The organism is Streptomyces sp. NPDC046909, from assembly GCF_040644695.1.
Lineage (GTDB): Bacteria > Actinomycetota > Actinomycetes > Streptomycetales > Streptomycetaceae > Streptomyces.
In genome coordinates this window covers 77,340-102,523 of record NZ_JBEYXC010000027.1, presented here as the reverse complement: position 1 = coordinate 102,523, position 25,184 = coordinate 77,340, and the positions used below count along the sequence as shown (strand labels likewise).

The following is a 25,184-nucleotide window of genomic DNA, read 5'->3' as shown; positions in this document are numbered from 1 at the left end:
AACGCCCGGTTACATTCCGAACCCGGAAGCTAAGCCTCACAGCGCCGATGGTACTGCAGGGGGGACCCTGTGGGAGAGTAGGACGCCGCCGAACTATTATTCAAAGGGTTGGACCCGGAACTTCCGTTCCGGGTCCAACCCTTTTTTGTTCTGCGTCACTTGAAGTTCACGTTGCGCAATCACCATCCGAGGCATGGGTACTGCTGCAATGCTCAGGGCCGCCGGCGTCGGAGTCGGTGACGAGGTCGTGGTGCCGGCGTTCGGGAACGTCGAGGTTGCCGAGGCTGTCGTCCTGGCCGGTGCGCTTCCGGTGTTCGCCGACATAGATCCGGTGAGCTACTGCCTCGACGCGTCTGCTGTCGAGGCGGCCGTGACCGCGCGGACCGCGGCCGTGGTCGTCGTCCATCGATTCGGGCGGCGGGCCGGTATCGCGGCGCTGCACGCTCTGGGGCAGCGCCATGGGCTGCTTGTGCTGGAGCAGGGGGAGTCGGAGGCGCCGTACGACGAAGTCGCGCAGCGCAGGGAGCGGGCGGCTTACCTCGATGGGAAGTTGAAGGGTGTGCGTACGCCCGACGGCGGTGACGGGCACACCTATCAGCAGTATGTCGTGCGGGTGCCCGGGAACGGGCGGCCCGACCGTGATGCCTTCGCGCGTGCCTTGCGGAGCAGGGGAGTTGAGTGCCGGGTGCCGGTGAAGACGCCTGTGCACCGGCTGCCCGAGTACCGGAGGTGCGTTTCCCTGCGGGAGACCGAGCTGGCGGCGGACGAGACGCTGGCGCTGCCGGTCGATGCCGCGTTGACGAAGCGGGACATGCAACGGATTGTGTCCGTGTGCAATGGGCTGGGTGGACTGCTTCGTACTGCCGTCTGATCGGTTTGGAAGCACGGGTCTGTTCGGGCTATGATCTATTCCGTTGCCGCAGGGAAACCTGAAAAGGCGACAGGCCCCCTTAGCTCAGTCGGCAGAGCGTCTCCATGGTAAGGAGAAGGTCAACGGTTCGATTCCGTTAGGGGGCTCCAGCCAAAAGACCCCGCCCAATCGGGCGGGGCCTTTTTCGTGCTCTCTCCGTGTTTCTCAGTCCTTGTGGAGGCCCGGGACGCGCATGGCGAGGATCGCCATGTCGTCGGAGGGGGCGTCCGAGGCGAAGCGCTCCACCGCGCGCATGATGCGGGCCGCCACCGCTCCCGCTGTCAGGCCGGTGCAGGTCGTCAGGACGTCAGTGAGGCCGTCGTCGCCCAACATGCGGGTGCCCTCGCGGCGTTCGGTGACGCCGTCGGTGACGCAGAGGAGGACGTCGCCCGGGTCCAGGGTGACCGTCTGCTCGTACAGCTCCAGGTCCTCTATGACGCCGAGGAGGGGTTGGGGTTCGGCGGCCGGTTCGACGGTGCCGTCCTGGCGGAGGCGGAGGGGGAGGGGGTGGCCGGCGCAGACCACCTTCAGTTCGGCGCTGCCGTCCTCCTGGGGGCGCATCTCGCCGTAGAGGAGGGTCAGGAAGCGGCTGCGGGCTCCCTCGTCGAGGATCGCGGAGTTGAGGCGCTCCAGGACCGCCGGGCCGCTGAGGCCCTCTCTGGCGAGCAGGCGGAGCGCGTGGCGGGCCAGGCCTGTCACCGCCGCCGCGTTGGGGCCGGTGCCGCAGACGTCGCCGATGGCGAAGCCGTAGGCGCCGTCGCGGATCGGGAAGACGTCGTAGAAGTCGCCGCCCACCTCGTTGCCCTCGCCGGCCGCGCGGTAGATGACCTCGACCTCGACGCCGTCGATCTCCGGGAGTTCCGGGGGCAGGAGGCTGCGCTGGAGGGACTGGCTGATGGCGGTGCGCTCGGAGTAGAGGCGGGCGTTGTCCAGGGCCAGGGCGGCCCGTCGGCTCAAGTCCTCGGCCAGTTCCAGGATTTCCTGGCGGAAGTGTTCGTCCGTCGGCTTGCCCAGGGTGAGCATGCCGATGACGCGGTTGCGGGCGACCAGGGGGAGGACGACCGTCTCGCCGCCCACCGCCGAGGCCGTGGCCAGGGTCGGGCCGATGCCCGCGCTGATGCGGCCGATGGGTTCGCCGAGGCCCAGGCTGCGCATGGAGGTGCGCAGGGCCGCCTGGTGGGCCGCCTGGGCCGGGGCTGACCAGACGCGGGCTCCGGGGGTGGGGACCGGGTCGGGCGGGGAGACCTTGCCCAGCAACGACTTGATTCCGTCGATGAGTTCCTCGTCCTCGTGCAGGACGTACGACAGGTAGGGCTCGGAGGCCTGGTCGGCGATCGTGTAGACCGCGCACCAGGTGGCGAGGGTCGGGACCGTCATCTGGGCCATCAGGGCCAGGGTCTGGTCGCGGTCCAGGGTGCCGGCGAGCAGGTCCGAGGCCTCGACCAGGAAGCTGAGGGAGCCTCGGCGGAGGCGTTCCAGTTCGCCCAGGCGGGCGGATTCCACGGCCAGCGCGATGCGGTCGGCGGCGAATTGGAGGCGCAGGGCCTCTTCGTTGGAGTATCTGCCGGGGCCCTCCGCGGCGACACCGAGGGAGCCCGTGAGGCGGCCCTCGACCTTCAGGGGGACCGTGACGACCGAGCGCATGCCCGTGCCGCTCAGGAGCGGGACGGCGCCCGGGACCGCCGAGAGGTCGTCGTGGACGGCCGGCATGCGGGCGGAGCCGTAGCGGCCGGGGCCCGCTTCGACGGGCACGCGCGCGAAGCGCTGGCGGGCGGAGGGGAGGCCGGTGGAGGCGCGGACCTCCAACTCGGTCTCGTCGTCGGTCGCGAGGAGGAGGAAGGCCGAGTCGCCGTCGAGCATGTCGCGCGCGCGTTCCACCGTGCGCTGGAGGAGGCCGTCGAGGTCGTCCGGGGCCGGGGAGCCGATGAACACCTCGAAGGGGTCGGCGCCCTGGCCGTCGGAGGTGGGGGAGGAGTCGGAGGCGGGCATGCGCAACGGGGTCTGGAGGACCGCGCGTTCGTGGTCGCGGACCAGGAGACAGACCGTGGAGGGCTCGCCGCCGGTGTCGCGGACGCGGAGGTGGGAGGCGTACACCGGGATCACGCGGCCGTTGGTGTCGCGGATGCCGTAACTGCCCTCCCAGCGTGAGAGTTGGAGGGCCTCGGCGATGCCGGTGCTGGTGCCCGGGGTGTGCGGCCAGGCCGCGAGGTCGGTCAGGGGCTTGCCGGTGACCAGTTCGGCCGGGTAGCCGAAGAGTTCCTCGGCGTCCTCGTTCCAGGCCGAGATGGCCGACGTACGGTCGATCTGGACGACGGCGACGCGGACGCGGCCGTCGGCGAGGGGGAGGAGGTCCGCCGGAAGGGAGGGGCCGGCGGTGCGGGTGCCCACCGGGCGTTCGGGGAGGGCGAGTTGGAACCAGACCTGCTTGTGCGTGGGGGTGTACTCGACGCCCCAGCGGCCGGCCAGGGCCGCGCACAGCTGGAGGCCGCGGCCGCCCTCGCGGTCGGGGCTGCCCATGGTGGCGAGGGAGCCCTGGAGGGGGACCTCGCGCTCGGGGTAGCGGTCGGCGACCTCGATCCGTACGCCTTCCTCGGTGCGCAGGCACAGGACGTCGGCCGTGGTGCCCGCGTGCACGACGGCGTTGGTCACCAGTTCGCTGGTGAGGACCACGGCGTCGTCGACGATGTCCGCGAAGCCCCAGCCCTGGAGCGTGTCACGGACGAAGGAGCGGGCGCTCGCGACCGAGCGCCCGACGGGCTCGAAGCTGGCGGCCGCGCGCGCGGTGATCACAGAACTCCTCGACCGGTTGTCGACGTGCAGGGCTGCGCCGCCGACCGGCTCGTGCCGCTGGTGCGGCAGGCCGTCCGTCGGCCGGCGGTCCGGGGGATGTCCCCCAGGGATCAGTCCGGTGGTCATGTTGTGCGGCCGCCCCTCCGATGCCCGCTCGTTCTCGTGCCACCGCCCAAGGCCGGACGGACCGGCGCGGCTGGACAGCCGCATGCAAGGTTACTTACCTTCCCCGTCCATGCGGATGCCGGTCACCAGTGTTTCCGTCCGGAGGGTGTGCGGACGATGTGCGAAGCTGCCGAACTGTTATGGCCTGGTTCAGCCAGGGTGAAACACTGGGCAAGCTTCTTGTGAAGGTCCGGGCAGGCTGAGTGTGGTCTGCGCAGTGCGGGCAGCAGCCCGAGGTGCGGCCTGGTATATCCGGCAGAAACGCGCAGCATTAACTGGTACGTCGAACAGTAGTACCGGAGCACAGCAGTAACGGTCGACCCCTGCGGGAGGGACACAGTGGAGTCTGGCGCAGCGACGCGGGGCACTAAGACGCGCGCGAAAGGCGGACAGTCCCTGAACAACCAGCGCAAACCGCGCGGTGGGACCACCGCGGTGGACACGGCCGCTCTGAACCGGCTGCTGGCGGCTCTCGTGTCGATGCGTGACGGGAATTTCCGGAAGCGGCTCACGGTGTCCGGCGACGGCGTGTTGTCCGAGATCGCCGCTGTGTACAACGAGGTCGCGGACCGGAATCTGCATCTGACGGGCGAGTTGTCGCGGGTGCGGCGGATGGTGGGCCGTGAGGGCAAGCTCACGGAACGGCTGGAAATCGGCGCCTGTGAGGGGTCGTGGCTGACCGCCATCGACGCTTCCAACGCCCTGGTCGACGATCTCGTACGCCCTGTCTCGGAAGTCGGTCGGGTGCTGTCGGCGGTCGCGGAGGGTGATCTGTCGCCGCGTATGGAGCTGCGGACACAGTCGCCGGACGGGGCCGGGCATCCGCTGCGAGGGGAGTTCCTCAAGGTCGGGCGGACCGTCAACAACCTGGTCGACCAGCTGTCGACGTTCACCGACGAGGTCACGCGTGTGGCCAGTGAGGTGGGCACCGAGGGCAAGCTGGGCGGGCAGGCCAAGGTGCGCGGTATGTCCGGTTCTTGGAAGGACCTGACGGATTCCGTCAACACGATGGCGTATCGGCTGACGGCGCAGGTGCGGGACATCGCGCTCGTCACCACCGCTGTGGCGAAGGGTGACTTGTCCCGGAAGGTCACGGTTCACGTGGCCGGCGAGATGCTCGAACTGAAGAACACCGTCAACACGATGGTGGACCAGCTGTCGTCCTTCTCCTCCGAGGTGACCCGCGTCGCGCGCGAGGTGGGCGTCGAGGGTGAGCTGGGCGGTCAGGCGCAGGTGCCCGGTGTGGCGGGTGTGTGGAAGGACCTCACCGATTCGGTGAACCTGATGGCCGGCAATCTGACGGCCCAGGTGCGCGGGATCGCGCAGGTGACGACCGCGGTCGCCAGTGGTGATCTGTCGCAGAAGGTGACCGTGTCGGCGCGGGGCGAGGTCGCTCAGCTCGCGGACACGATCAACCAGATGACCGAGACGCTGCGGATCTTCGCGGACGAGGTCACGCGCGTGGCCAACGAGGTCGGTGCCGAGGGGCAGCTCGGCGGGCAGGCGAATGTGCCGGGTGCGGCGGGGACGTGGAAGGACCTGACGGACTCGGTCAACACGGTCTTCCGGAACCTGACCATTCAGGTGCGGGACATCGCCCAGGTGACGACGGCGGTGGCCAATGGTGACCTGTCGCAGAAGGTCACCGTCGACGTGGCCGGCGAGATGCTGGAGCTGAAGAACACCGTCAACGGGATGGTGGACCAGCTGTCGGCGTTCGGTGCCGAGGTGACGCGTGTGGCGCGTGAGGTCGGTGTCGAGGGTGAGCTGGGCGGGCAGGCGCAGGTGTCCGGCGCGGCCGGTACCTGGAAGGACCTCACCGACTCCGTCAACACGGCGTTCCGGAACCTCACCGGACAGGTGAGGAACATTGCCCAGGTGACGACGGCGGTGGCCAATGGCGACCTGTCGCAGAAGGTCACCGTCGATGTGTCCGGCGAGATGCTTCAGCTGAAGAACACCGTGAACACGATGGTGGACCAGCTGTCGGCCTTCGCGGACCAGGTGACGCGGATGGCCCGTGACGTGGGCACCGAGGGCCGTCTGGGCGGTCAGGCCGTCGTGCCGGGGGTTTCCGGGACGTGGAAGGAGCTCACGGACTCCGTCAACTTCATGGGTGGCAACCTCACCTCGCAGGTGCGGCAGATCGCCCAGGTGACGACGGCGGTGGCCCGGGGTGACCTGTCCCAGAAGATCGACGTCGACGCGCGCGGCGAGATCCTGGAGCTGAAGAACACCATCAACACGATGGTCGACCAGCTCTCCGCCTTCGCCGACCAGGTGACCCGGGTGGCGCGGGAAGTGGGTACGGAGGGTCGGCTGGGCGGTCAGGCGCAGGTGCCCGGTGTCGCCGGTGTGTGGCGGGACCTGACGGACTCCGTGAACGGCATGGCGTCCAACCTGACCGGCCAGGTGCGGAACATCGCCCAGGTGGCCACCGCGGTGGCCCGGGGTGACCTGTCCCAGAAGATCACCGTGGACGCGCGCGGCGAGATCCAGGAGCTGAAGAACACCCTGAACACGATGGTCGACCAGCTGTCGTCCTTCGCCGAAGAGGTCACGCGCGTGGCGCGCGAGGTGGGCACCGAGGGCATCCTCGGTGGCCAGGCCGAGGTGCAGGGGGTCTCCGGCACCTGGAAGGACCTCACGCAGTCCGTGAACTTCATGGCGAACAACCTGACCATTCAGGTGCGCAACATCGCCGAGGTCACGACCGCGGTCGCCAAGGGCGATCTGTCGAAGAAGATCACCGTCGACGCGAAGGGCGAGATCCTCGAACTCGTCAGCACCGTCAACACGATGGTCGACCAGCTGTCGTCCTTCGCCGAGCAGGTGACCCGCGTGGCCCGCGAGGTGGGCACCGAGGGCATCCTGGGCGGCCAGGCCCATGTGCCGGGCGTTGTCGGCATCTGGAAGGACCTCAGCGACAACGTGAACCTGATGGCCAACAACCTGACCATGCAGGTGCGGAACATCTCCCAGGTGGCGTCCGCCGTCGCCAACGGCGACCTGACGCGGACGGTGACGATCGAGGCGCGCGGTGAGGTCGCGCAGCTCGCCGACACCTTCAACACCATGGTGAAGACGCTGAGTTCGTTCGCCGACCAGGTCACCAAGGTGGCCCGTGAGGTGGGTACGGACGGCATCCTCGGCGGACAGGCGCGCGTGCCCGGTGTGGCCGGTACGTGGAAGGACCTCACCGAGTCCGTGAACCAGATGGCGTCCAACCTGACCGGTCAGGTGCGGAACATCGCCATGGTGACCACGGCCATCGCCAAGGGTGACCTGACGAAGAAGATCGACATCGACGCGCGCGGCGAGATCCTGGAGCTGAAGACGACCATCAACACGATGGTCGACCAGCTGTCGTCCTTCGCCGAGGAGGTCACCCGAGTCGCCCGCGAGGTGGGCACCGAGGGACAGCTCGGCGGCCAGGCACGCGTGCGTGACGTCGACGGCACCTGGCGGGACCTCACCGAGTCCGTGAACGAGATGGCCGGGAACCTGACCCGGCAGGTGCGTGCCATCGCGCGCGTGGCGACCGCGGTGACCCGTGGTGACCTGAACCTGAAGATCGACGTGGATGCGTCCGGGGAGATCCAGGAACTCCAGGACTACATCAACAAGATGATCGCCAACCTGCGCGACACCACGATCGCCAACAAGGAGCAGGACTGGCTCAAGGGCAACCTGGCCCGTATCTCCGCGCTGATGCAGGGCCGCCGCGACCTCGCGGACGTGGCCTCGCTGATCATGAGCGAGCTGACGCCGGTGGTGTCGGCGCAGCACGGCGCGTTCTTCCTGGCGATGCCGCTCGTCGACGGCAAGGACGCGAGCGGCGACCAGGAGGATTCGTACGAACTGCGGATGCTGGGGTCGTACGGCTATTCGATGGGCTCCATGCCGACGTCGTTCAGGCCGGGGGAAGCGCTGATCGGGACGGCGGCTCAGGAGAAGCGCACGATTCTGGTGGAGAACGCGCCGAGCGGGTATCTGAAGATCTCCTCGGGGCTGGGCGAGGCTCCGCCCGCGCAGGTGATCGTCCTTCCCGTGCTGTTCGAGGGCAAGGTGCTGGGTGTCATCGAGTTGGCCTCCTTCACCCCCTTCACGCAGATCCAGAAGGACTTCCTCAACCAGATCGCCGAGATGATCGCGACCAGTGTCAACACCATCTCCGTCAACACCAAGACCGAGGTGCTGCTGCGGCAGTCGCAGGAGCTGACCGAGCAACTGCGGGAGCGGTCCGCGGAGTTGGAGAACCGGCAGAAGGCCCTCCAGTCGTCCAACGCCGAACTGGAGGAGAAGGCCGAGCTGCTGGCCCAGCAGAACCGCGACATCGAGGTCAAGAACACCGAGATCGAGGAGGCGCGGCAGGTCCTGGAGGAGCGTGCCGAGCAGCTCGCGGTGTCGATGCGCTACAAGAGCGAGTTCCTCGCCAACATGTCGCACGAGCTGCGTACGCCGCTCAACTCGCTGCTGATCCTGGCCAAGTTGCTCGCCGACAACGCGGACGCCAACCTCACGCCGAAGCAGGTCGAGTTCGCGGAGACCATCCATGGCGCCGGTTCCGATCTGCTCCAGCTGATCAACGACATCCTGGACCTCTCGAAGGTCGAGGCGGGCAAGATGGACGTCTCGCCGACGCGCATCGCGCTCGTGCAGCTCGTGGACTATGTGGAGGCCACCTTCCGGCCGCTGACCGCGGAGAAGGGCCTCGACCTGTCCGTACGCGTCTCGCCGGAGCTGCCGGCCACGCTGCACACCGACGAACAGCGGCTGCTCCAGGTGCTGCGCAACCTGCTGTCCAACGCGGTGAAGTTCACCGACTCCGGGTCGGTGGAGCTGGTGATCCGGCCCGCCGGAGCGGATGTGCCGATGCAGATCCGGGAGCAGTTGCTGGAGACCGGTTCGCTGCGGGATCCGGACGCCGACCTGATCGCGTTCTCCGTGACCGACACGGGCATCGGGATCGCGGCCAGCAAGATGCGGGTGATCTTCGAGGCGTTCAAGCAGGCCGACGGCACGACGAGCCGCAAGTACGGCGGTACGGGCCTCGGGCTCTCCATCTCGCGGGAGATCGCGCAGCTGCTCGGCGGTGAGATCCACGCGCAGAGCGAGCCGGGGCGTGGCTCGACGTTCACGCTCTATTTGCCGCTGCACCCCAGCGAACTGCCGCCGCAGGGCTACCAGCAGCCCATGCCCGCCCTGGAGGCCGGGGAGCTGCTCGCCTCGGAGAGCAACGGGCTGGCCGAGGTGGAGGTCGAGACGCCGGCCGAGGTGAGGTCGTACCAGGAGACGCAGAACGGCGCCGCCGCGCTCTTCAGGCGCCGCCGCCGGGCCCTGCCCGAGATCGACCGGGGGCCCATCTCGCTGGACCAGTGGTCGGCCGGGCAGCAGAACGCGGCGCCGCAGGGGCCCCAGGGCATCCGGTTCGGCGGTGAGAAGGTGCTGATCGTCGACGACGACATCCGCAACGTCTTCGCGCTGACCAGCGTCCTGGAGCAGCACGGGCTCTCGGTGCTGTACGCCGAGAACGGCCGCGAGGGCATCGAGGTGCTGGAGCAGCACGACGATGTGACGGTCGTGCTGATGGACATCATGATGCCGGAGATGGACGGTTACGCGACGACCACGGCGATCCGCAGGATGCCGCAGTTCGCGGGGCTGCCGATCATCGCGCTGACCGCGAAGGCGATGAAGGGCGACCGGGAGAAGGCGATCGAGTCGGGTGCGTCCGACTACGTCACCAAGCCGGTCGATCCCGATCATCTGCTGTCGGTGATGCAGCAGTGGATGCGGGAGGCGTGACCAGAAAGCGCGGGCTTCGCGTGGATGCTGCGAGAACCTCCGGCGTTCACGCGGAGTTGCTGACTCAGTGTGCTCGACGCCGTGTAGAAGTACGGGATTCGGGGAACCTTCTGGTCTCCCGCTACGTTTCTGCTACGTGCACAGTGACATCGCGGTGACAGGGTGTGGCGACGGGCGGGGTGCGGCTACCATGACCGGCACAAGGACGGGCGGCGAAACGGAGTCGTCCCCAGGGGCGGCGCCCGGTGCACATCCGGGGCGAGGAGGGCGGGCCATGGTGCAGAAGGCCAAGATCCTCCTGGTCGATGACCGGCCGGAGAATCTGCTGGCGCTGGAGGCCATCCTCTCCGCGCTCGATCAGACACTGGTGCGGGCATCGTCCGGGGAGGAAGCGCTCAAAGCACTGCTCACGGACGACTTCGCGGTCATTCTGCTGGACGTCCAGATGCCGGGCATGGACGGTTTCGAGACCGCCGCCCACATCAAGCGGCGCGAGCGCACCCGGGACATCCCGATCATCTTCCTCACCGCGATCAACCACGGTCCGCACCACACCTTCCGCGGGTACGCGGCGGGTGCGGTTGACTACATCTCCAAGCCCTTCGACCCGTGGGTGCTGCGCGCGAAGGTCTCGGTCTTCGTCGAGCTGTACATGAAGAACTGCCAGCTGAGGGAGCAGGCGGCGCTGCTGCGGCTCCAGTTGGAGGGCGGCGCCGGCGGCGGGAAGGCCCTGCCCGGCGAGGCGAAGGAACCCGCGGGGCTGCTGGCCGAACTGTCGGCGCGGCTCGCGGCGGTCGAGGAGCAGGCGGAGGCGCTGTCCAAGCAGCTTGACGACGAGTCGGCGGACGCGGCGGCCGTGGCCACGGCGGCTCATCTCGAACGCAAACTCACCGGGCTGCGGCGGGCGCTGGACGCGCTGGAGCCGGGCGCCGGGACCACGTCTTCGGTGCCCTCGCAGAACTGAGGCCCGTGCGCGGCCCAGTTGCGCATGAGTGCGTGTCAGTTCCGCGCCCCCGCAAGGGCGACACGAACGGGTGAAGCACTGGGCACACGTGTCCGTTGTCGTCTCCCCCGGTAACCTCACCTCTATGGCCTCACGTCCCTCCGCTGCCAAGAAGCAGCCCGTGAAGAAGGCGGCGGCTCCGGCGAAGAAGGCCGCTGCGAAGAAGCCTCCGGCGAAGAAGGCGCCCGCCAAGAAAGCCGCCGCGAAGAAGACCGCGCCGGCCCCCAAGCCGGCGCCGAACCCGACCGGCGGCATCTACAAGCTCGTACGCGCCGTCTGGCTGGGCCTCGCGCACGCCGTGGGCGCCGTGTTCCGCGGCATAGGGAACGGCGCGAAGAACCTCGACCCGGCGCACCGCAAGGACGGCGTCGCGCTGCTGCTGCTCGGCCTCGCCCTGATCTGCGCGGCCGGCACCTGGTCGAACCTGCGCGGTCCCGTCGGCGACCTCGTCGAGATGCTGGTGACCGGCGCCTTCGGGCGTCTCGACCTGCTCGTGCCGATACTGCTCGCGGTCATCGCCGTACGGTTCATCCGGCACCCCGAGAAGCCGGACGCCAACGGCCGGATCGTGATCGGCCTGTCGGCGCTCGTCATCGGGGTGCTCGGCCAGGTCCACATCGCGTGCGGCGCGCCCGCGCGGAGCGACGGCATGCAGGCCATAAGGGACGCCGGCGGGCTCATCGGCTGGGGTGCGGCGACGCCGCTGACGTACACCATGGGGGAGGTTCTCGCCGTACCGCTGCTCGTGCTGCTCACCGTCTTCGGGCTGCTGGTCGTGACGGCCACGCCGGTCAACGCCGTCCCGCGCAGGCTGCGGGAGCTCGGCGTACGGCTCGGGGTGGTGCACGATCCGGCCGAGGACGAGTTCGAGGAGTTCTCGGGCGACGACGAGCGCTACGACGAGCAGTGGCGCGAGGCGCTGCCCGCGGGCAGCCGCAAGCGCGGCCCGGCGCCCGAGGCCTACGACCCCGACAGTGCCGAGCAGGAGGCCCTCTCGCGGCGTCGCGGGCGGCCCCGGCGCTCCGCGGTGCCCCAGCCCGACCTGGACCGTCCCATGGACGCCCTGGACGTCGCCGCCGCGGCCGCCGCCGCGCTCGACGGTGCCGTGATGCACGGGCTGCCGCCGTCGCCGATCGTCGCCGACCTCACCCAGGGAGTCAGCGTCGGGGACCGTGAGGACACCACGCCGACGCCGGTGCCGACGCCCGTGCCGGCCCCGGCGGCGCGGCCCAGGCAGGAGAAGCTCAAGGTCGAGGTCGCCGACCTCACCAAGCCCGCGCCCGAGGCCCCGAACGAACTGCCGCCCCGCGCGGAGCAGCTCCAGCTGTCCGGCGACATCACCTACTCCCTGCCCTCGCTCGATCTCCTGGAGCGCGGCGGCCCCGGCAAGGCGCGCAGCGCCGCCAACGACGCCGTCGTCGCCTCGCTGACGAACGTCTTCAGGGAGTTCAAGGTCGACGCGGCCGTCACCGGCTTCACGCGCGGGCCGACGGTCACGCGCTACGAGGTCGAGCTCGGCCCCGCCGTGAAGGTCGAGCGGATCACCGCGCTGGCGAAGAACATCGCGTACGCCGTCGCCAGCCCGGACGTGCGGATCATCAGCCCGATCCCCGGCAAGTCCGCGGTCGGCATCGAGATCCCGAACACCGACCGCGAGATGGTCAACCTCGGTGACGTGCTGCGGCTCGCGGCGGCCGCCGAGGACGACCATCCGATGCTGGTCGCCCTCGGCAAGGACGTCGAGGGCGGCTATGTGATGGCCAACCTGGCGAAGATGCCGCACGTGCTCGTCGCCGGAGCCACCGGTTCCGGTAAGTCGTCGTGCATTAACTGCTTGATCACGTCAATCATGGTCCGCGCGACTCCCGAGGACGTCCGGATGGTCCTCGTCGACCCCAAGCGGGTCGAGCTGACCGCCTACGAGGGCATCCCGCACCTGATCACCCCGATCATCACCAACCCGAAGCGGGCCGCCGAGGCGCTCCAGTGGGTCGTACGGGAGATGGACCTTCGCTACGACGACCTGGCGGCGTTCGGGTACCGGCACATCGACGACTTCAACGAGGCCATCCGCGAGGGCAAGCTCAAGACGCCGGAGGGCAGCGAGCGGGAGCTGAAGACCTACCCGTATCTGCTGGTCATCGTCGACGAGCTCGCCGACCTGATGATGGTCGCGCCGCGGGACGTCGAGGACTCGATCGTGCGCATCACGCAGCTCGCGCGCGCGGCCGGCATCCACCTGGTGCTCGCCACCCAGCGGCCCTCGGTCGACGTCGTCACCGGTCTGATCAAGGCGAACGTGCCCTCGCGGCTCGCCTTCGCCACCTCCTCGCTCGCCGACTCGCGGGTCATCCTCGACCAGCCGGGTGCCGAGAAGCTGATCGGCAAGGGTGACGGGCTGTATCTGCCGATGGGCCAGAACAAGCCCACCCGTATGCAGGGCGCCTTCGTGACCGAGGACGAGGTCGCGGCGGTCGTCCAGCACTGCAAGGACCAGATGGCGCCGGTCTTCCGGGACGACGTCGTGGTGGGGACGAAGCAGAAGAAGGAGATCGACGAGGAGATCGGCGACGACCTGGACCTGCTGTGCCAGGCGGCCGAGCTGGTCGTCTCCACACAGTTCGGATCGACGTCGATGCTCCAGCGCAAGCTGCGGGTCGGGTTCGCCAAGGCGGGGCGCCTGATGGATCTGATGGAGTCGCGGGGGATCGTCGGGCCGAGCGAGGGATCCAAGGCTCGTGACGTTCTTGTGAAGGCTGATGAGCTGGATGGCGTGCTCGCGGTGATCCGCGGGGAGGCTTAAGGGGACGTCACCTCCGGAAACGGGGCGCAGTGGTCACCTTGCGGGCGGGTGGGCCGTTGGCGGGTGTTCGATCGTGACTCACCCGTAAGGGATCATTGAGCAACCGTTTCCCTTCGGCGTACGTCAAGTTGAGGGAAGCGAAATGCTGCTGCCCCACCATCGGCGTGTCCGGCCATACCGATGGCGTACAAAGTCCCACCGCCCGGTTGCCCCACCCTTTCGCACCCCCCCTAGACTGAACCCTCAGCACAGGTGGCTCAAACGCTCGAAAGGCGCCCCCGTGTCCATCGGCAACTCCCCTGAAGACGAGCGTCCGTTCGAAGACGACCGTGAGGATGTCCGCCCCTCGATCGGCCGTGCCCTCCAGCAGGCGCGTATCGCGGCCGGGCTGACCGTCGACGACGTAAGCAATGCCACCCGGGTCCGTATCGCCATCGTGCATGCCATCGAGGCGGACGACTTCGCTCCTTGTGGCGGGGACGTCTATGCCCGTGGGCACATCCGGACCCTGGCCAAGGCCGTCGGCCTTGACCCGGCTCCGCTCCTGGATCAGTTCGCCGCCGACCATGGCGGCGGGCGCCCGGCGCCGACCCCGGCGGCCCCGCTGTTCGAAGCGGAACGCATCCGCCCCGAGCGTCGCGGGCCCAACTGGACCGCGGCCATGGTCGCCGCGATCGTCGCCGTGATCGGCTTCGTCGGATTCACCGCCTTCAAGGGCGACGACGAGGGCGGCAAGGCGCAGGTCGCCGAGGGCGCCACGCCCTCCACCAGCAAGTCCTCCTCGCCGACCCCCAAGAGCGAGAAGCCCGAGTCGCCGAAGCCGGACCCCTCAGACAGCGCCATCGCGGCCGCCCCGCAGGACAAGGTGACCGTCCAGGTCACCGCCCCCGACGGCCGCAGCTGGATCTCCGCCAAGGACCACAACGGCCGGCTGCTGTTCGACGGGCTGCTCAAGCAGGGCGAGTCCAAGACCTTCCAGGACAGCGAGAAGATCAACCTGGTCCTTGGTGACGCCGGGGCGATCCAGCTGTATGTGAACGGCAAGAAGATCGACGACGACTGGCAGCCCGGAGCCGTGGAGCGCCTGACGTACACGAAGGGCGACCCGACCGTCGGCTGAGCCGGGGCAAGGGCCGAGAGCGTGTCCCGACGGGGTTGGTGATCTTCACCAACCCCGTCGACGTTCGTTGTCGGTGGGACAAAGTAGTCTTGAGCCCATGCCTGAACGCCGTACCGTCGCACTCGTCACTCTTGGCTGCGCCCGTAACGAGGTGGACTCGGAGGAGCTCGCAGGCCGCTTGGAGGCGGACGGCTGGGACCTCGTGGAGGACGCCGCGGACGCGGACGTCGCCGTCGTCAACACGTGCGGCTTCGTCGACGCCGCCAAGAAGGACTCCGTCGACGCCCTCCTGGAGGCCAACGATCTCAAGGGGCACGGCAGAACCCAGGCCGTCGTGGCGGTGGGCTGCATGGCCGAGCGGTACGGCAAGGACCTCGCCGAGGCCCTGCCCGAGGCGGACGGCGTGCTCGGCTTCGACGACTACGCCGACATCTCCGACCGCCTCCAGACCATCCTGAGCGGCGGCATCCACGCCGCCCACACCCCGCGCGACCGGCGCAAGCTGCTGCCGATCAGCCCCGCCGAGCGCCAGGACTCCGCGGCGGCCGTCGCGCTGCCGGGGCACGGCTCGGCCGAGGAAGCCGCCGAGACCGCGCCCGCGGACCTCCCGGACGGGCTCGCCCCGGCCTCGGGCCCCCGTGCGCCCCTGCGCCGCCGCCTCGACGGCTCCCCGGTCGCCTCGGTGAAGCTCGCCTCCGGCTGCGACCGGCGCTGCACCTTCTGCGCCATCCCGTCCTTCCGCGGCTCCTTCATCTCGCGCCGCCCCTCGGACGTCCTCAACGAGACGCGCTGGCTGGCCGAGCAGGGCGTCAAGGAGATCATGCTGGTCTCCGAGAACAACACGTCGTACGGCAAGGACCTGGGCGACATCCGCCTCCTGGAGTCGCTGCTGCCCGAGCTCGCCGAGGTCGACGGCCTGGAGCGGGTGCGGGTCAGCTACCTCCAGCCCGCCGAGATGCGGCCCGGGCTGATCGACGTCCTGACCTCGACGCCCAAGGTCATGCCCTACTTCGACCTCTCCTTCCAGCACTCCGCCCCCGGCGTGCTGCGCGCGATGCGCCGCTTCGGCGACACCGACCGCTTCCTGGAGCTGCTCGACACCATCCGCGGCAAGGCCCCGCAGGCCGGTGTGCGCTCCAACTTCATCGTCGGCTTCCCGGGCGAGACCGAGGACGACCTGGCGGAGCTGGAGCGGTTCCTGAACGGCGCGCGGCTGGACGCCATCGGTGTCTTCGGCTACTCCGACGAGGAGGGCACGGAAGCGGCGACGTACGACAACAAGCTCGACGAGGACGTCGTCGCCGAGCGCCTGGCACGTGTCTCCCGGCTGGCCGAGGAGCTCGTCTCGCAGCGGGCCGAGGAGCGCGTGGGCGAGACCGTGCACGTGCTGGTGGAGTCCGTGGACGAGGACGGCGTGTACGGGCGCGGTGCGCACCAGGCGCCCGAGACGGACGGCCAGGTGCTGCTCACGAGCGGCGAAGGTCTGAGCGTCGGTCGTATGGTCGAGGCGAAGGTGGTCGGCACCGAGGGTGTCGACCTGGTGGCCGAGCCGCTGGCGGGCTCGCTCGCGTGTAGTGAGGAGGCGGGCAGATGACCGGAGTACCGGCATCCGCCGCGGGTGGCCCCTCCAAGGCGGGAGCGGCCGGTGCGGCGGGTGCGTCCGGAGCCGACTCCGGTGCCCAGGGCGGCGCGAAGGGCGCGGGGCGCGCGAAGATCGCCGCCGCCGCCGTCAACCAGGCCAGCCTCTGGAACATCGCCAACATCCTGACCATGGTCCGGCTGCTGCTCGTGCCGGGCTTCGTCGCGCTGATGCTGGCCGACGGCGGATACGACCCCGCGTGGCGCGCGTTCGCCTGGGCGGCCTTCGCCATCGCGATGATCACCGACCTCTTCGACGGTCATCTGGCCCGCACCTACAACCTCGTCACCGACTTCGGGAAGATCGCCGACCCCATCGCCGACAAGGCGATCATGGGGGCGGCGCTCATCTGTCTGTCCTCGCTCGGCGATCTGCCGTGGTGGGTGACCGGTGTGATCCTCGGCCGGGAACTCGGGATCACACTCCTGCGTTTCATCGTCATCCGGTACGGCGTCATCCCGGCGAGCCGCGGCGGCAAGCTGAAGACGCTCACCCAGGGCATCGCGGTCGGCATGTACATCCTGGCGCTGACGGGGTGGCTGGCCACCGCGCGGTTCTGGGCGATGGCTGTGGCGGTCGCCCTGACCGTGGCGACCGGCCTCGACTATGTGAGACAGGCCATTGTGCTGCGCCGGCAGGGAATCGCCGAGCGCGAGGCGGCGTTGGAGGAGACGGAAGCGTGAATTCCCCGGCCACCGAGGTGGTGCGACTACTCACGGTGAGGGCGGAGACGCTCGCGGTCGCCGAGTCGCTGACCGGTGGACTGGTTGCGGCGGAAATCACAGCCGCCCCCGGCGCGTCCAAGGCGTTCCGGGGCTCGGTGACCGCCTACGCCACCGAGCTCAAGCATGAACTGCTCGGTGTCGACGCCACCCTGCTGGCCGAGCGCGGAGCGGTGGACCCGCAGGTCGCGGCCCAGATGGCGGCCGGAGTGCGCAAGGCGCTCGGAGCCGCCTGGGGCATCGCGACCACGGGCGTCGCAGGGCCGGAGGAACAGGACGGAAAGCCCGTCGGCACGGTCTATGTGGCGGTCGCGGGACCTGATTCCGAGCTTCCAGGTGGCGAGAAAGTGTCGTCACTGCGGTTGAACGGCGACCGGGCGGAAATTCGTATGGAGAGTGTACGGAGCGTACTCGCACTGCTCCTTCAGGAGCTTGCGGGCGAACAGACCGGGAATGAGCGGGCACAGGATACGGAACGGAACGGGGGGTTTTGATGTTTGCAGCCCTGAGTGAACACGACATCGCTCCCCGCACGGCCGCGGCGCGAGGCGGTACGGTGGGGCGTGAAGGATGCGGCTACGCGGTCCGAGGAGGGAGCCACCGATGATTCTGCTCCGTCGCCTGCTGGGTGACGTGCTGCGTCGGCAGCGCCAGCGCCAGGGCCGTACTCTGCGCGAAGTCTCCTCGTCCGCCCGAGTCTCACTCGGCTATCTCTCCGAGGTGGAGCGGGGGCAGAAGGAGGCATCCTCCGAGCTGCTCTCCGCCATCTGCGACGCGCTGGACGTACGGATGTCCGAACTGATGCGGGAAGTGAGCGACGAGCTCGCCCTCGCCGAGCTGGCCCAGTCCGCTGCGGCCACCCCCAGCGAGCCCGTGCCCACGCCGGTACGTCCGATGCTGGGTTCCGTCTCGGTGGCCGGTGTGCCACCGGAACGGGTGACCATCAAGGCGCCCGCGGAAGCGGTGGACGTCGTCGCCGCTTGAGCGTCGCCGGTGTTTGCGCTTGAGACGCGCTCGTGCCTCGGCTGAGGGCGCGTCGACAAGCGTGTGAGGCGAGAAAGTGTGCGAGGCCCCGGCCGGGCCTCTCCGGATCATCCGGAGAGGCGTCGGCCGGGGCTTTCGTGCATCGTGGAGTGACGTCGCCCAGGGTGGCCGCTGGAGGTGGGGTTCATGGCGCGACCGATAGTGCGGTGGGGGGCGGCGCTCGGGCTGGGGGCGCTGTGGTGGTGGGCCGTGCTGCGGCTGGCGTTCGCCCCTGGTGCCGGGGTGCTGGAGGGGGCGGTCGCCGCCGGGGGGTGGGGGCTGAGCCTGCTGCCGGTGCACTGTGTGCCGAGGACGCGGGCGGCCGGGGCACTTGCCGCGGGGCGGTGGCGGGCCGCCTGGCGGGGCAGCGCGGTGCCCGCGGTCACCACGGCATCGCCACTCCGCCGTTCGGACGCAGGATCTGGCCCGTCGTGAAGGACGCGGCGTCGGAGGCCAGGTAGAGCACGGTGTGGGCGACGTCCTCCGGCTCGCCCACTCGGCCCAGCGGGGACATCCGGGCCATCAGCGCCTCCGTGCGCTCCTGGGACTCGCCGTGGCGGTCGGTCATGGGGGTGCGGATCCAGCCCGGGGCGACGGCGTTGACGCGGATGCCGTGCGGGCCGACCTCGGTCGCCAGGGTCTTCGTCAGCTGGACCACGGCCGCCTTCGCCGCGCCGTAGCAGAGCAGGCCGGGGCCGCCGGTGTCCACGGCGCCGGAGGCCATGGTGATGATGCTGCCCCTGGTCCGCTGCTTCAGCATGAGGCCGGCCGCCTCCTGGCAGGCGTACAGGACTCCCTTGAAGTTGACGTTCAGGACGCGGTCGAGGTCCTCGTCCCGCGTCTCCAGCACCGGGCTGCTGTGCATGATCCCCGCGATCGCGGCCATCACGTCCAGGCGTTCGCAGGAGGTGACGGCCTGATGGAGCTGCCCGCGGTCCGTCACGTCGAGGTGGTGGGCGCGGGCCGTGCCGCCCGCGTCCTTGATCAGGGTCTCCGTCTCGTGCAGCCCCCGCGCGTCGCGGTCCGCGCAGTGCACGGTCGCGCCGGCTTCGGCGAGCAGGACGGCGGAGGCGCGGCCGATACCGCCGGCGGCGCCGGTGACGAATGCGGTGCGTCCGGTCAGGTCGTACGCGCTGACGGTCATGGGGGGACGGTACGAGGGTTTCTGACGGAGCGTCAATTAGTTGTACGGGGTGGGGTTTCGGGGAGTTGAGCGGTGGGCGGTGCTGGGCGGTGTTGGGCGGCCGGGGCGGGGCTCATGGCTGGGTGGGGGTCGGGCCTGTCTGGCATGACGGGCACCAGTAGGTGGGGCGATCGCGGGAGCCGTCGCCCTGGTTGGCGGCGCGGATCGGGGTGCGGCAGCGGAGGCAGGGGTGGCGGGCGCGGCCGTAGACGAACAGGTCCTGGCCCCGGCGGCCCGTGGTGGTGCGGATCGGGCGCTCGCGGTTGGCCTCCAGGAGCTTCTTCGCGAGGACCGGCAGCTGGGCGGCGCGGGCCTCGGGGAGGGCGCCGACGGGGAGCCAAGGGGTCACGCCCAGCAGGAAGCAGAGTTCGCTCTTGTACACATTGCCGATGCCGGCGAGGTTGCGCTGGTCCAGGAGGGCCTCGCCCAGGGGGCGGGTGGGGTCTTTGAGGAGGTTGGCCAGGGCCAGGTCCGGGTTCCAGCCGGGGCCCAGGAGGTCGGGGCCGAGGTGGCCCACGACTCGGTGTTCGTCGGTGGTGCGGAGGAGTTCCAGGACGGGGAGGCGGTAGCCGACGGCCGTGCGGTCGGCGGTGCCCAGGATCGCGCGGATCTGGTGGGCGGGGCCGCCGGTCCAGCGCTGGTCGTTGGCGTACACCTTCCAGGAGCCGTCCATCTTCAGGTGCGAGTGGAGGGTCAGGCCGCCTTCGATGCGGGTCAGGAGGTGTTTGCCGCGGGGGGTGACGTCCAGGACGGTGCGGCCCGTCAGGTCGGCCGTGGCGTATTTGGGGACGCGGAGGTCGCTGCGGGTGAGTGGCTTGCCGGCGAGGGCGGTGTGGAGGCGGGTTGCGGCTTGCCAGACGGTGTCTCCTTCGGGCATGGGTTCAGGGTGGCATGGGGTGGGGGCGGGTGGCTTGGCGTGGTGGTCGGGTGCCTGAAGGGGTGGGGGCCGCTGTGGTGTGGCGGGTGCGGATTGTGTGTGGCTTGTCGCGCAGTTCCCCGCGCCCCTGGGTGGGGCCAGGTGGCCGTCAGGCTCGTAGGCGCAGGCCGCGTGGGGTGGCGATGAAGCCTGCTCCTTCCAGGAGGGTGCCTATGGGGGAGGTCAAGGCTGAGGTGCCGTTGATGCGTTCCACGGTGACTGTGCCCAGGGAGCCTGCTCGGGCGGCTGCGGCCAGGGCTTCGGCGGCTGTTCCCAGGCGTGGGTCGTCGGTGGGCTTGGCGTCGGGGTCCTCCGGCCAGGCCAGGAGGGTTTTGCCGCCTCGTTCCATGTAGAGCGTCAGTTCGCCGTCGACCAGGACGACCAGGGAGCCTGCCTTGCGGCCCGCTTTGTGGGCGGCGCCGGTCGGGGGGTCGGGCCAGGGGAGGGCGGCGCCGTATGCGTTGGCCGGGTCGGCTGCGGCCAGGACCACGGCTCGGGTGTCGGGGGTGCGGGTCGGGGTGCGGTGGGGGGTGGGGCGGTGGGCTGGGGTGTACGGGGCGCCGGTAGCCGGTGTGGCCAGGTCGCGGGGGGAGATGTAGTCGCCGGGGGAGTGTGAGGGCTCGTCCAGCCAGTCGAAGTCGAGGTCGTCGGCGGGGGCCGTGTCGAAGGCGTCCTGTGCTCCGGCGAGGGGGATGCCGTTGGGGGGCTCGAATCCGTCCTGTGCTCCCGGGATGGCGAAGCCGTTGCCCGGTACCGGTGTGGTGTCTCCGCGTTCGCGGGCGTTGGATACCGCGCGGAGGCGGTCCACCGCGCCGTCCATGGCGAACTGGGCGGCGCCGAGGCCTTCCACGACGTAGCCGCGGCGGGCCTGGCCGGTCTCCTCGAAGGCGGAGAGGATGCGGTACGTCGCTGAGAACCCGCCCTCGACGCCCTCCGCGGAGACCGCGCCCCGGGTCACCACTCCATGGCGGTCGAGGAGGGTGCGGGCCAGGGCGTGGGCGCGGAGGGTGGGGTCGGGTTCGCGGTCGGGGAGCAGGGACCAGCGGCCGGCGACGGTCGGGGGGCCGGTGCGGGAGGCGGGGCGGGCGGCCGCGGTGAGGGAGCCGTAGCGGCCTCGGGGGACCGTGCGCTTGGCGCGGTGGGCGGTGGAGCCGGCGGTGCGGCCTGAGCCCAGCAGGGAGCGCATGGGGGTGAGGGTGTCGTTGGTGAGGCGGCCGGACCAGGCCAGGTCCCAGATGGTGTCGGCGAGTTGGGGGTCGGTGGCGTCGGGGTGGGTGGTCGCGCGGACCTGGTCGGCGATCTGGCGGAAGAAGAGGCCGTAGCCGCCGGAGAGGGCGGTCAGGACGGACTCGTGGAGTGCCGTCAGCTCCAAGGGGTGTGGGGGTGGGAGGAGCAGGGGGGCCGCGTCGGCCATGTAGAGGGAGAGCCAGCCGTCCTTGCCGGGGAGTGAGCCCGCTCCGGCCCACACCAGTTCGCCGGCGGAGGTGAGTTCGTCCAGCATCGCGGGGGTGTAGTCGGCGACTCGGGACGGCAGGACCAGCTTCTCCAGGGCGGAGGCCGGTACGGACGCGCCCTGCAACTGCTCCACGGCGCGCACCAGTCCGTCGATGCCGCGCAGCCCGTGGCCCTTGCCGATGTGCTGCCACTGGGGGAGGAACTGGGCGAGGGCGGGCGGGGAGACCGGCTCCAGTTCGTGGCGGAGGGCCGCGAGAGAGCGGCGTCGCAGTCGGCGCAGTACGGCGGCGTCGCACCACTCCTGGCCGATGCCCGCGGGGTGGAACTCTCCTTGTACGACACGGCCGTTCGCGGCGAGGCGCTGCAGCGCGCCCTCTGTGACCGCCACGCCGAGGCCGAACCGGGCGGCCGCGGTCGCCGAGGTGAACGGGCCGTGGGTGCGGGCGTAGCGCGCGAGGAGGTCTCCGAGGGGGTCCTTGACCGGTTCGGTGAAGGCTTCCGGTACGCCGACGGGGAGTGCGGTACCGAGAGCGTCGCGCAGGCGGCCCGCGTCCTCGATCGCCGCCCAGAAGTCGGTGCCGGCGATGCGGACTTTGATGGCGCGCCGGGCCCGGGCGAGTTCCTGGGCCCACTGCGGCTCCGCCCCCCGCTCGGTCAACTCCGTGTCCGTGAGCGGGCCGAGGAGGCGCAGGAGGTCCGCGACGCCTTCCGCGTCCTTGATCCGGCGGTCCTCGGTGAGCCACTGGAGCTCGCGCTCCAGCTCGGTCAGGACCTCCGCGTCGAGCAGTTCGCGCAGCTCCGCCTGGCCGAGCAGTTCGGCGAGGAGGCGGGAGTCGAGGGACAGGGCCGCCGCGCGGCGTTCGGCGAGCGGTGAGTCGCCCTCGTACAGGAACTGGGCGACGTATCCGAAGAGGAGGGAGCGCGCGAACGGGGATGGTTCGGGGGTGGTGACCTCGACCAGGCGGACCTTGCGGGACTCCAGGTCGCCCATCAGCTCGACGAGGCCGGGGACGTCGAAGACGTCCTGGAGGCATTCGCGGACGGCCTCCAGGACGATCGGGAACGAGCCGAACTCGCTGGCCACCTGGAGCAGTTGGGCGGCACGCTGGCGCTGCTGCCACAGCGGGGTGCGCTTGCCCGGGTTGCGGCGGGGGAGCAGCAGCGCGCGTGCCGCGCATTCGCGGAAGCGGGAGGCGAACAGGGCCGAGCCGCCTACCTGGTCGGTGACGATCTGGTCGACCTCGCCCTTGTCGAAGACGACGTCCGTGGCGCCCACCGGGGCCTGGTCCGCGTCGTACTCCGTGCCGAGCTTGGCGGGTTCCTGGTCGAGGAGGTCCAGGCCCATCAGGTCGGCGTCCGGCAGGCGGAGCACGATTCCGTCGTCGGCGTGCATGACCTGGGCGTCCATGCCGTAGCGCTCGGAGAGCTTGGCGCCGAGGGCCAGGGCCCACGGGGCGTGGACCTGGGCGCCGAAGGGGGAGTGGACGACGACGCGCCAGTCACCGAGTTCGTCGCGGAAGCGTTCGACGACGATGGTGCGGTCGTCGGGGATGTGGCCGCAGGCCTCGCGTTGTTCGTCCAGGTAGGACAGGACGTTGTCGGCCGCCCAGGTGTCCAGGCCCGCCGCGAGGAGGCGGGGGCGGGCCTTGTCCTTGGGGAGTGAGCCGACCTCGCGGAGGAACGCGCCCACCGCGCGGCCGAGTTCTAGGGGGCGGCCCAGTTGGTCGCCCTTCCAGAAGGGGAGCCGGCCCGGGACGCCGGGCGCGGGGGAGACCAGGACGCGGTCGCGGGTGATGTCCTCGATGCGCCAGGAACTGGTGCCGAGCGTGAAGACGTCGCCCACCCGGGACTCGTAGACCATCTCCTCGTCGAGCTCGCCGACCCGGCCGCCGCCCTTCTTGGGGTCCGCGCCCGCCAGGAAGACGCCGAAGAGGCCGCGGTCCGGGATCGTGCCGCCGGAGGTGACCGCGAGGCGCTGGGCGCCGGGGCGGCCGGTGATCGTGCCGGCGACGCGGTCCCAGACCACGCGGGGGCGCAGCTCGGCGAAGGCGTCGGACGGGTAGCGGCCCGCGAGCATGTCGAGGACGGCGGTGAAGGCGGACTCGGGGAGGGATGCGAAGGGGGCCGCTCGGCGGACCGTGGCGAGGAGGTCGTCGAGCTGCCAGGTGTCCATCGCCGTCATGGCCACCACTTGTTGGGCCAGGACGTCCAGGGGGTTGGCGGGGATCTTGAGGGACTCGATCGAGCCGGTGCGCATCCGCTCGGTGACGACCGCCGACTGGACCAGGTCGCCTCGGTACTTCGGGAAGACCACGCCCGTGGAGACCGCGCCTACCTGGTGTCCCGCGCGGCCCACGCGTTGGAGGCCGGAGGCCACGGAGGGGGGTGACTCGACCTGGACCACGAGGTCTACCGTGCCCATGTCGATGCCCAGTTCGAGGCTGGACGTCGCCACCACCGCGGGGAGACGGCCTGCCTTGAGGTCCTCTTCGACCAGGGCGCGTTGTTCCTTGGAGACCGAGCCGTGGTGGGCTCGGGCGATGACCGGGGGTGCGCCCTGGGCCGCGCCGGAGCCGCCCATGAGTTCGGCGGGGGCGTGGTGTTCGTCCAGGGGTTCGCCGGTGGCCCGCTCGTAGGCGATCTCGTTGAGGCGGTTGCAGAGGCGTTCCGCGAGGCGGCGGGAGTTGGCGAAGACGATGGTGGAGCGGTGGGCCTGGACCAGGTCGGTGATGCGTTCCTCGACGTGCGGCCAGATCGAGGAGCGTTCCTTGCCTTCGGAGCCGTCGGCGACCGGGGAGCCGCCCAGTTCGCCCAGGTCTTCGACCGGGACCACTACGGAGAGGTCGAACTCCTTGCCGGACTTCGGCTGGACGATCTCCACCTTGCGGCGGGGGGAGAGGTAGCGGGCCACCTCGTCGACCGGGCGGACCGTCGCGGAGAGGCCGATGCGGCGGGCCGGCCTGGGGAGGAGTTCGTCGAGGCGCTCCAGGGTGAGTGCCAGGTGGGCGCCGCGCTTGGTGCTCGCGACGGCGTGCACCTCGTCGAGGATGACGGTCTCGATGCCGGTCAGCGCGTCCCGGGTCGCCGACGTCAGCATCAGGAACAGGGACTCCGGGGTGGTGATCAGGATGTCCGGGGGGCGGGTGGCCAGGGCGCGGCGCTCGGCCGCGGGGGTGTCGCCGGAGCGGATGCCGACCTTGACCTCGGGCTCGGGGAGGCCCAGGCGGACGGATTCCTGGCGGATGCCGGTGAGGGGGCTGCGGAGGTTGCGCTCCACGTCCACCGCGAGGGCCTTGAGGGGGGAGACGTAGAGGACCCGGCAGCGCTTCCTGGGGTCCGCGGGCGGGGGTGTGGAGGCCAGCTGGTCCAGGGCGGCGAGGAAGGCGGCCAGCGTCTTGCCGGAGCCGGTGGGGGCGACCACCAGGACGTCCGAGCCCTCGCCGATGGCCTTCCACGCGCCTGCCTGGGCCGCGGTGGGCGCGTCGAAGGCCCCCGTGAACCAGCCGCGGGTCGCGGGGGAGAAGCCGTCCAGGGCTCGGTGTGCTTGGCTGACCATGCGTCCATCCTGCACCCGGGTACTGACAATGGCTCTGACCTTGGGTTTCCGTGGGTGGGGGTGGCGCCGCGATGCCTGCGGCGGCCCCGTC

General features: G+C 70.3%; 14 protein-coding genes, 1 tRNA gene and 1 rRNA gene. 12 read left to right on the top strand and 4 right to left on the bottom strand.

What is annotated here, in order from left to right; all coding sequences use genetic code 11:
* The 3 genes from rrf to ABZ928_RS49835 all read left to right on the top strand — a co-directional run.
* A 5S ribosomal RNA gene (gene rrf / locus ABZ928_RS49845) occupies nucleotides 1–94 on the top strand; the annotation flags it as partial.
* Between the two features lie 114 nt (nucleotides 95–208).
* Nucleotides 209–871 carry a DegT/DnrJ/EryC1/StrS family aminotransferase gene (locus ABZ928_RS49840; RefSeq protein WP_361535786.1) on the top strand — a complete coding sequence of 221 codons (663 nt, stop codon included), beginning with the start codon at nucleotides 209–211 and terminating at the stop codon, nucleotides 869–871.
* A gap of 73 nt (nucleotides 872–944) precedes the next feature.
* A tRNA-Thr gene (locus ABZ928_RS49835) sits at nucleotides 945–1,020 on the top strand.
* 55 nt (nucleotides 1,021–1,075) lie between these two features.
* Here the strand turns inward: ABZ928_RS49835 and ABZ928_RS49830 are convergent.
* The gene (locus ABZ928_RS49830; protein WP_361535773.1) at nucleotides 1,076–3,826 is read right to left on the bottom strand and encodes a SpoIIE family protein phosphatase; all 2,751 of its coding nucleotides are present in this window, start codon (nucleotides 3,824–3,826) and stop codon (nucleotides 1,076–1,078) included.
* A gap of 378 nt (nucleotides 3,827–4,204) precedes the next feature.
* On the opposite strand from ABZ928_RS49830, the gene ABZ928_RS49825 reads away from it, so the two are divergent.
* From ABZ928_RS49825 to ABZ928_RS49785, 9 genes are all read left to right on the top strand, one after another.
* Entirely contained in the window at nucleotides 4,205–9,673 is a 5,469-nt protein-coding gene (locus ABZ928_RS49825; protein ID WP_361535770.1) for a HAMP domain-containing protein, read from the top strand.
* A 274-nt stretch (nucleotides 9,674–9,947) separates the two neighbouring features.
* Nucleotides 9,948–10,637 (top strand): response regulator, encoded by a 690-nt coding sequence (locus ABZ928_RS49820; protein WP_361535767.1) that lies wholly within the window; start codon nucleotides 9,948–9,950, stop codon nucleotides 10,635–10,637.
* Nucleotides 10,638–10,761: 124 nt separating this feature from the next.
* Nucleotides 10,762–13,479, top strand: coding sequence for a DNA translocase FtsK (locus tag ABZ928_RS49815; RefSeq protein ID WP_361535764.1), 2,718 nt, complete (start codon nucleotides 10,762–10,764; stop codon nucleotides 13,477–13,479).
* 280 nt (nucleotides 13,480–13,759) lie between these two features.
* The gene (locus tag ABZ928_RS49810) at nucleotides 13,760–14,599 is read left to right on the top strand and encodes a helix-turn-helix domain-containing protein (RefSeq protein ID WP_361535761.1); all 840 of its coding nucleotides are present in this window, start codon (nucleotides 13,760–13,762) and stop codon (nucleotides 14,597–14,599) included.
* Between the two features lie 97 nt (nucleotides 14,600–14,696).
* Nucleotides 14,697–16,193 (top strand): 30S ribosomal protein S12 methylthiotransferase RimO, encoded by a 1,497-nt coding sequence (gene rimO / locus ABZ928_RS49805; RefSeq protein WP_361535758.1) that lies wholly within the window; start codon nucleotides 14,697–14,699, stop codon nucleotides 16,191–16,193.
* Nucleotides 16,190–16,921 carry a CDP-diacylglycerol--glycerol-3-phosphate 3-phosphatidyltransferase gene (gene pgsA, locus ABZ928_RS49800; protein WP_361535755.1) on the top strand — a complete coding sequence of 244 codons (732 nt, stop codon included), beginning with the start codon at nucleotides 16,190–16,192 and terminating at the stop codon, nucleotides 16,919–16,921. The genes rimO and pgsA overlap by 4 nt, the downstream gene beginning before the upstream one ends.
* A complete protein-coding gene (locus tag ABZ928_RS49795) occupies nucleotides 16,918–17,454 on the top strand; it encodes a CinA family protein (protein WP_361535752.1) in 537 nt (178 codons plus the stop codon). The genes pgsA and ABZ928_RS49795 overlap by 4 nt, the downstream gene beginning before the upstream one ends.
* A gap of 109 nt (nucleotides 17,455–17,563) precedes the next feature.
* A complete protein-coding gene (locus ABZ928_RS49790; RefSeq protein WP_030044087.1) occupies nucleotides 17,564–17,944 on the top strand; it encodes a helix-turn-helix transcriptional regulator in 381 nt (126 codons plus the stop codon).
* Between the two features lie 186 nt (nucleotides 17,945–18,130).
* The gene (locus ABZ928_RS49785) at nucleotides 18,131–18,418 is read left to right on the top strand and encodes a hypothetical protein (protein ID WP_361535749.1); all 288 of its coding nucleotides are present in this window, start codon (nucleotides 18,131–18,133) and stop codon (nucleotides 18,416–18,418) included.
* Here ABZ928_RS49785 and ABZ928_RS49780 read toward each other — a convergent pair.
* The 3 genes from ABZ928_RS49780 to ABZ928_RS49770 form a co-directional block, all read right to left on the bottom strand.
* On the bottom strand, nucleotides 18,366–19,127 hold the full coding sequence (locus ABZ928_RS49780) for an SDR family NAD(P)-dependent oxidoreductase (protein WP_361535746.1): 762 nt from the start codon (nucleotides 19,125–19,127) through the stop codon (nucleotides 18,366–18,368). The two genes, ABZ928_RS49785 and ABZ928_RS49780, sit on opposite strands and share 53 nt — an antisense overlap.
* A 112-nt stretch (nucleotides 19,128–19,239) precedes the next feature.
* The gene (locus ABZ928_RS49775; protein WP_361535743.1) at nucleotides 19,240–20,043 is read right to left on the bottom strand and encodes a DNA-formamidopyrimidine glycosylase family protein; all 804 of its coding nucleotides are present in this window, start codon (nucleotides 20,041–20,043) and stop codon (nucleotides 19,240–19,242) included.
* Between the two features lie 148 nt (nucleotides 20,044–20,191).
* Nucleotides 20,192–25,093 carry an ATP-dependent helicase gene (locus tag ABZ928_RS49770; protein WP_361535740.1) on the bottom strand — a complete coding sequence of 1,634 codons (4,902 nt, stop codon included), beginning with the start codon at nucleotides 25,091–25,093 and terminating at the stop codon, nucleotides 20,192–20,194.
* Between the last annotated feature and the right edge of the window lie 91 nt (nucleotides 25,094–25,184).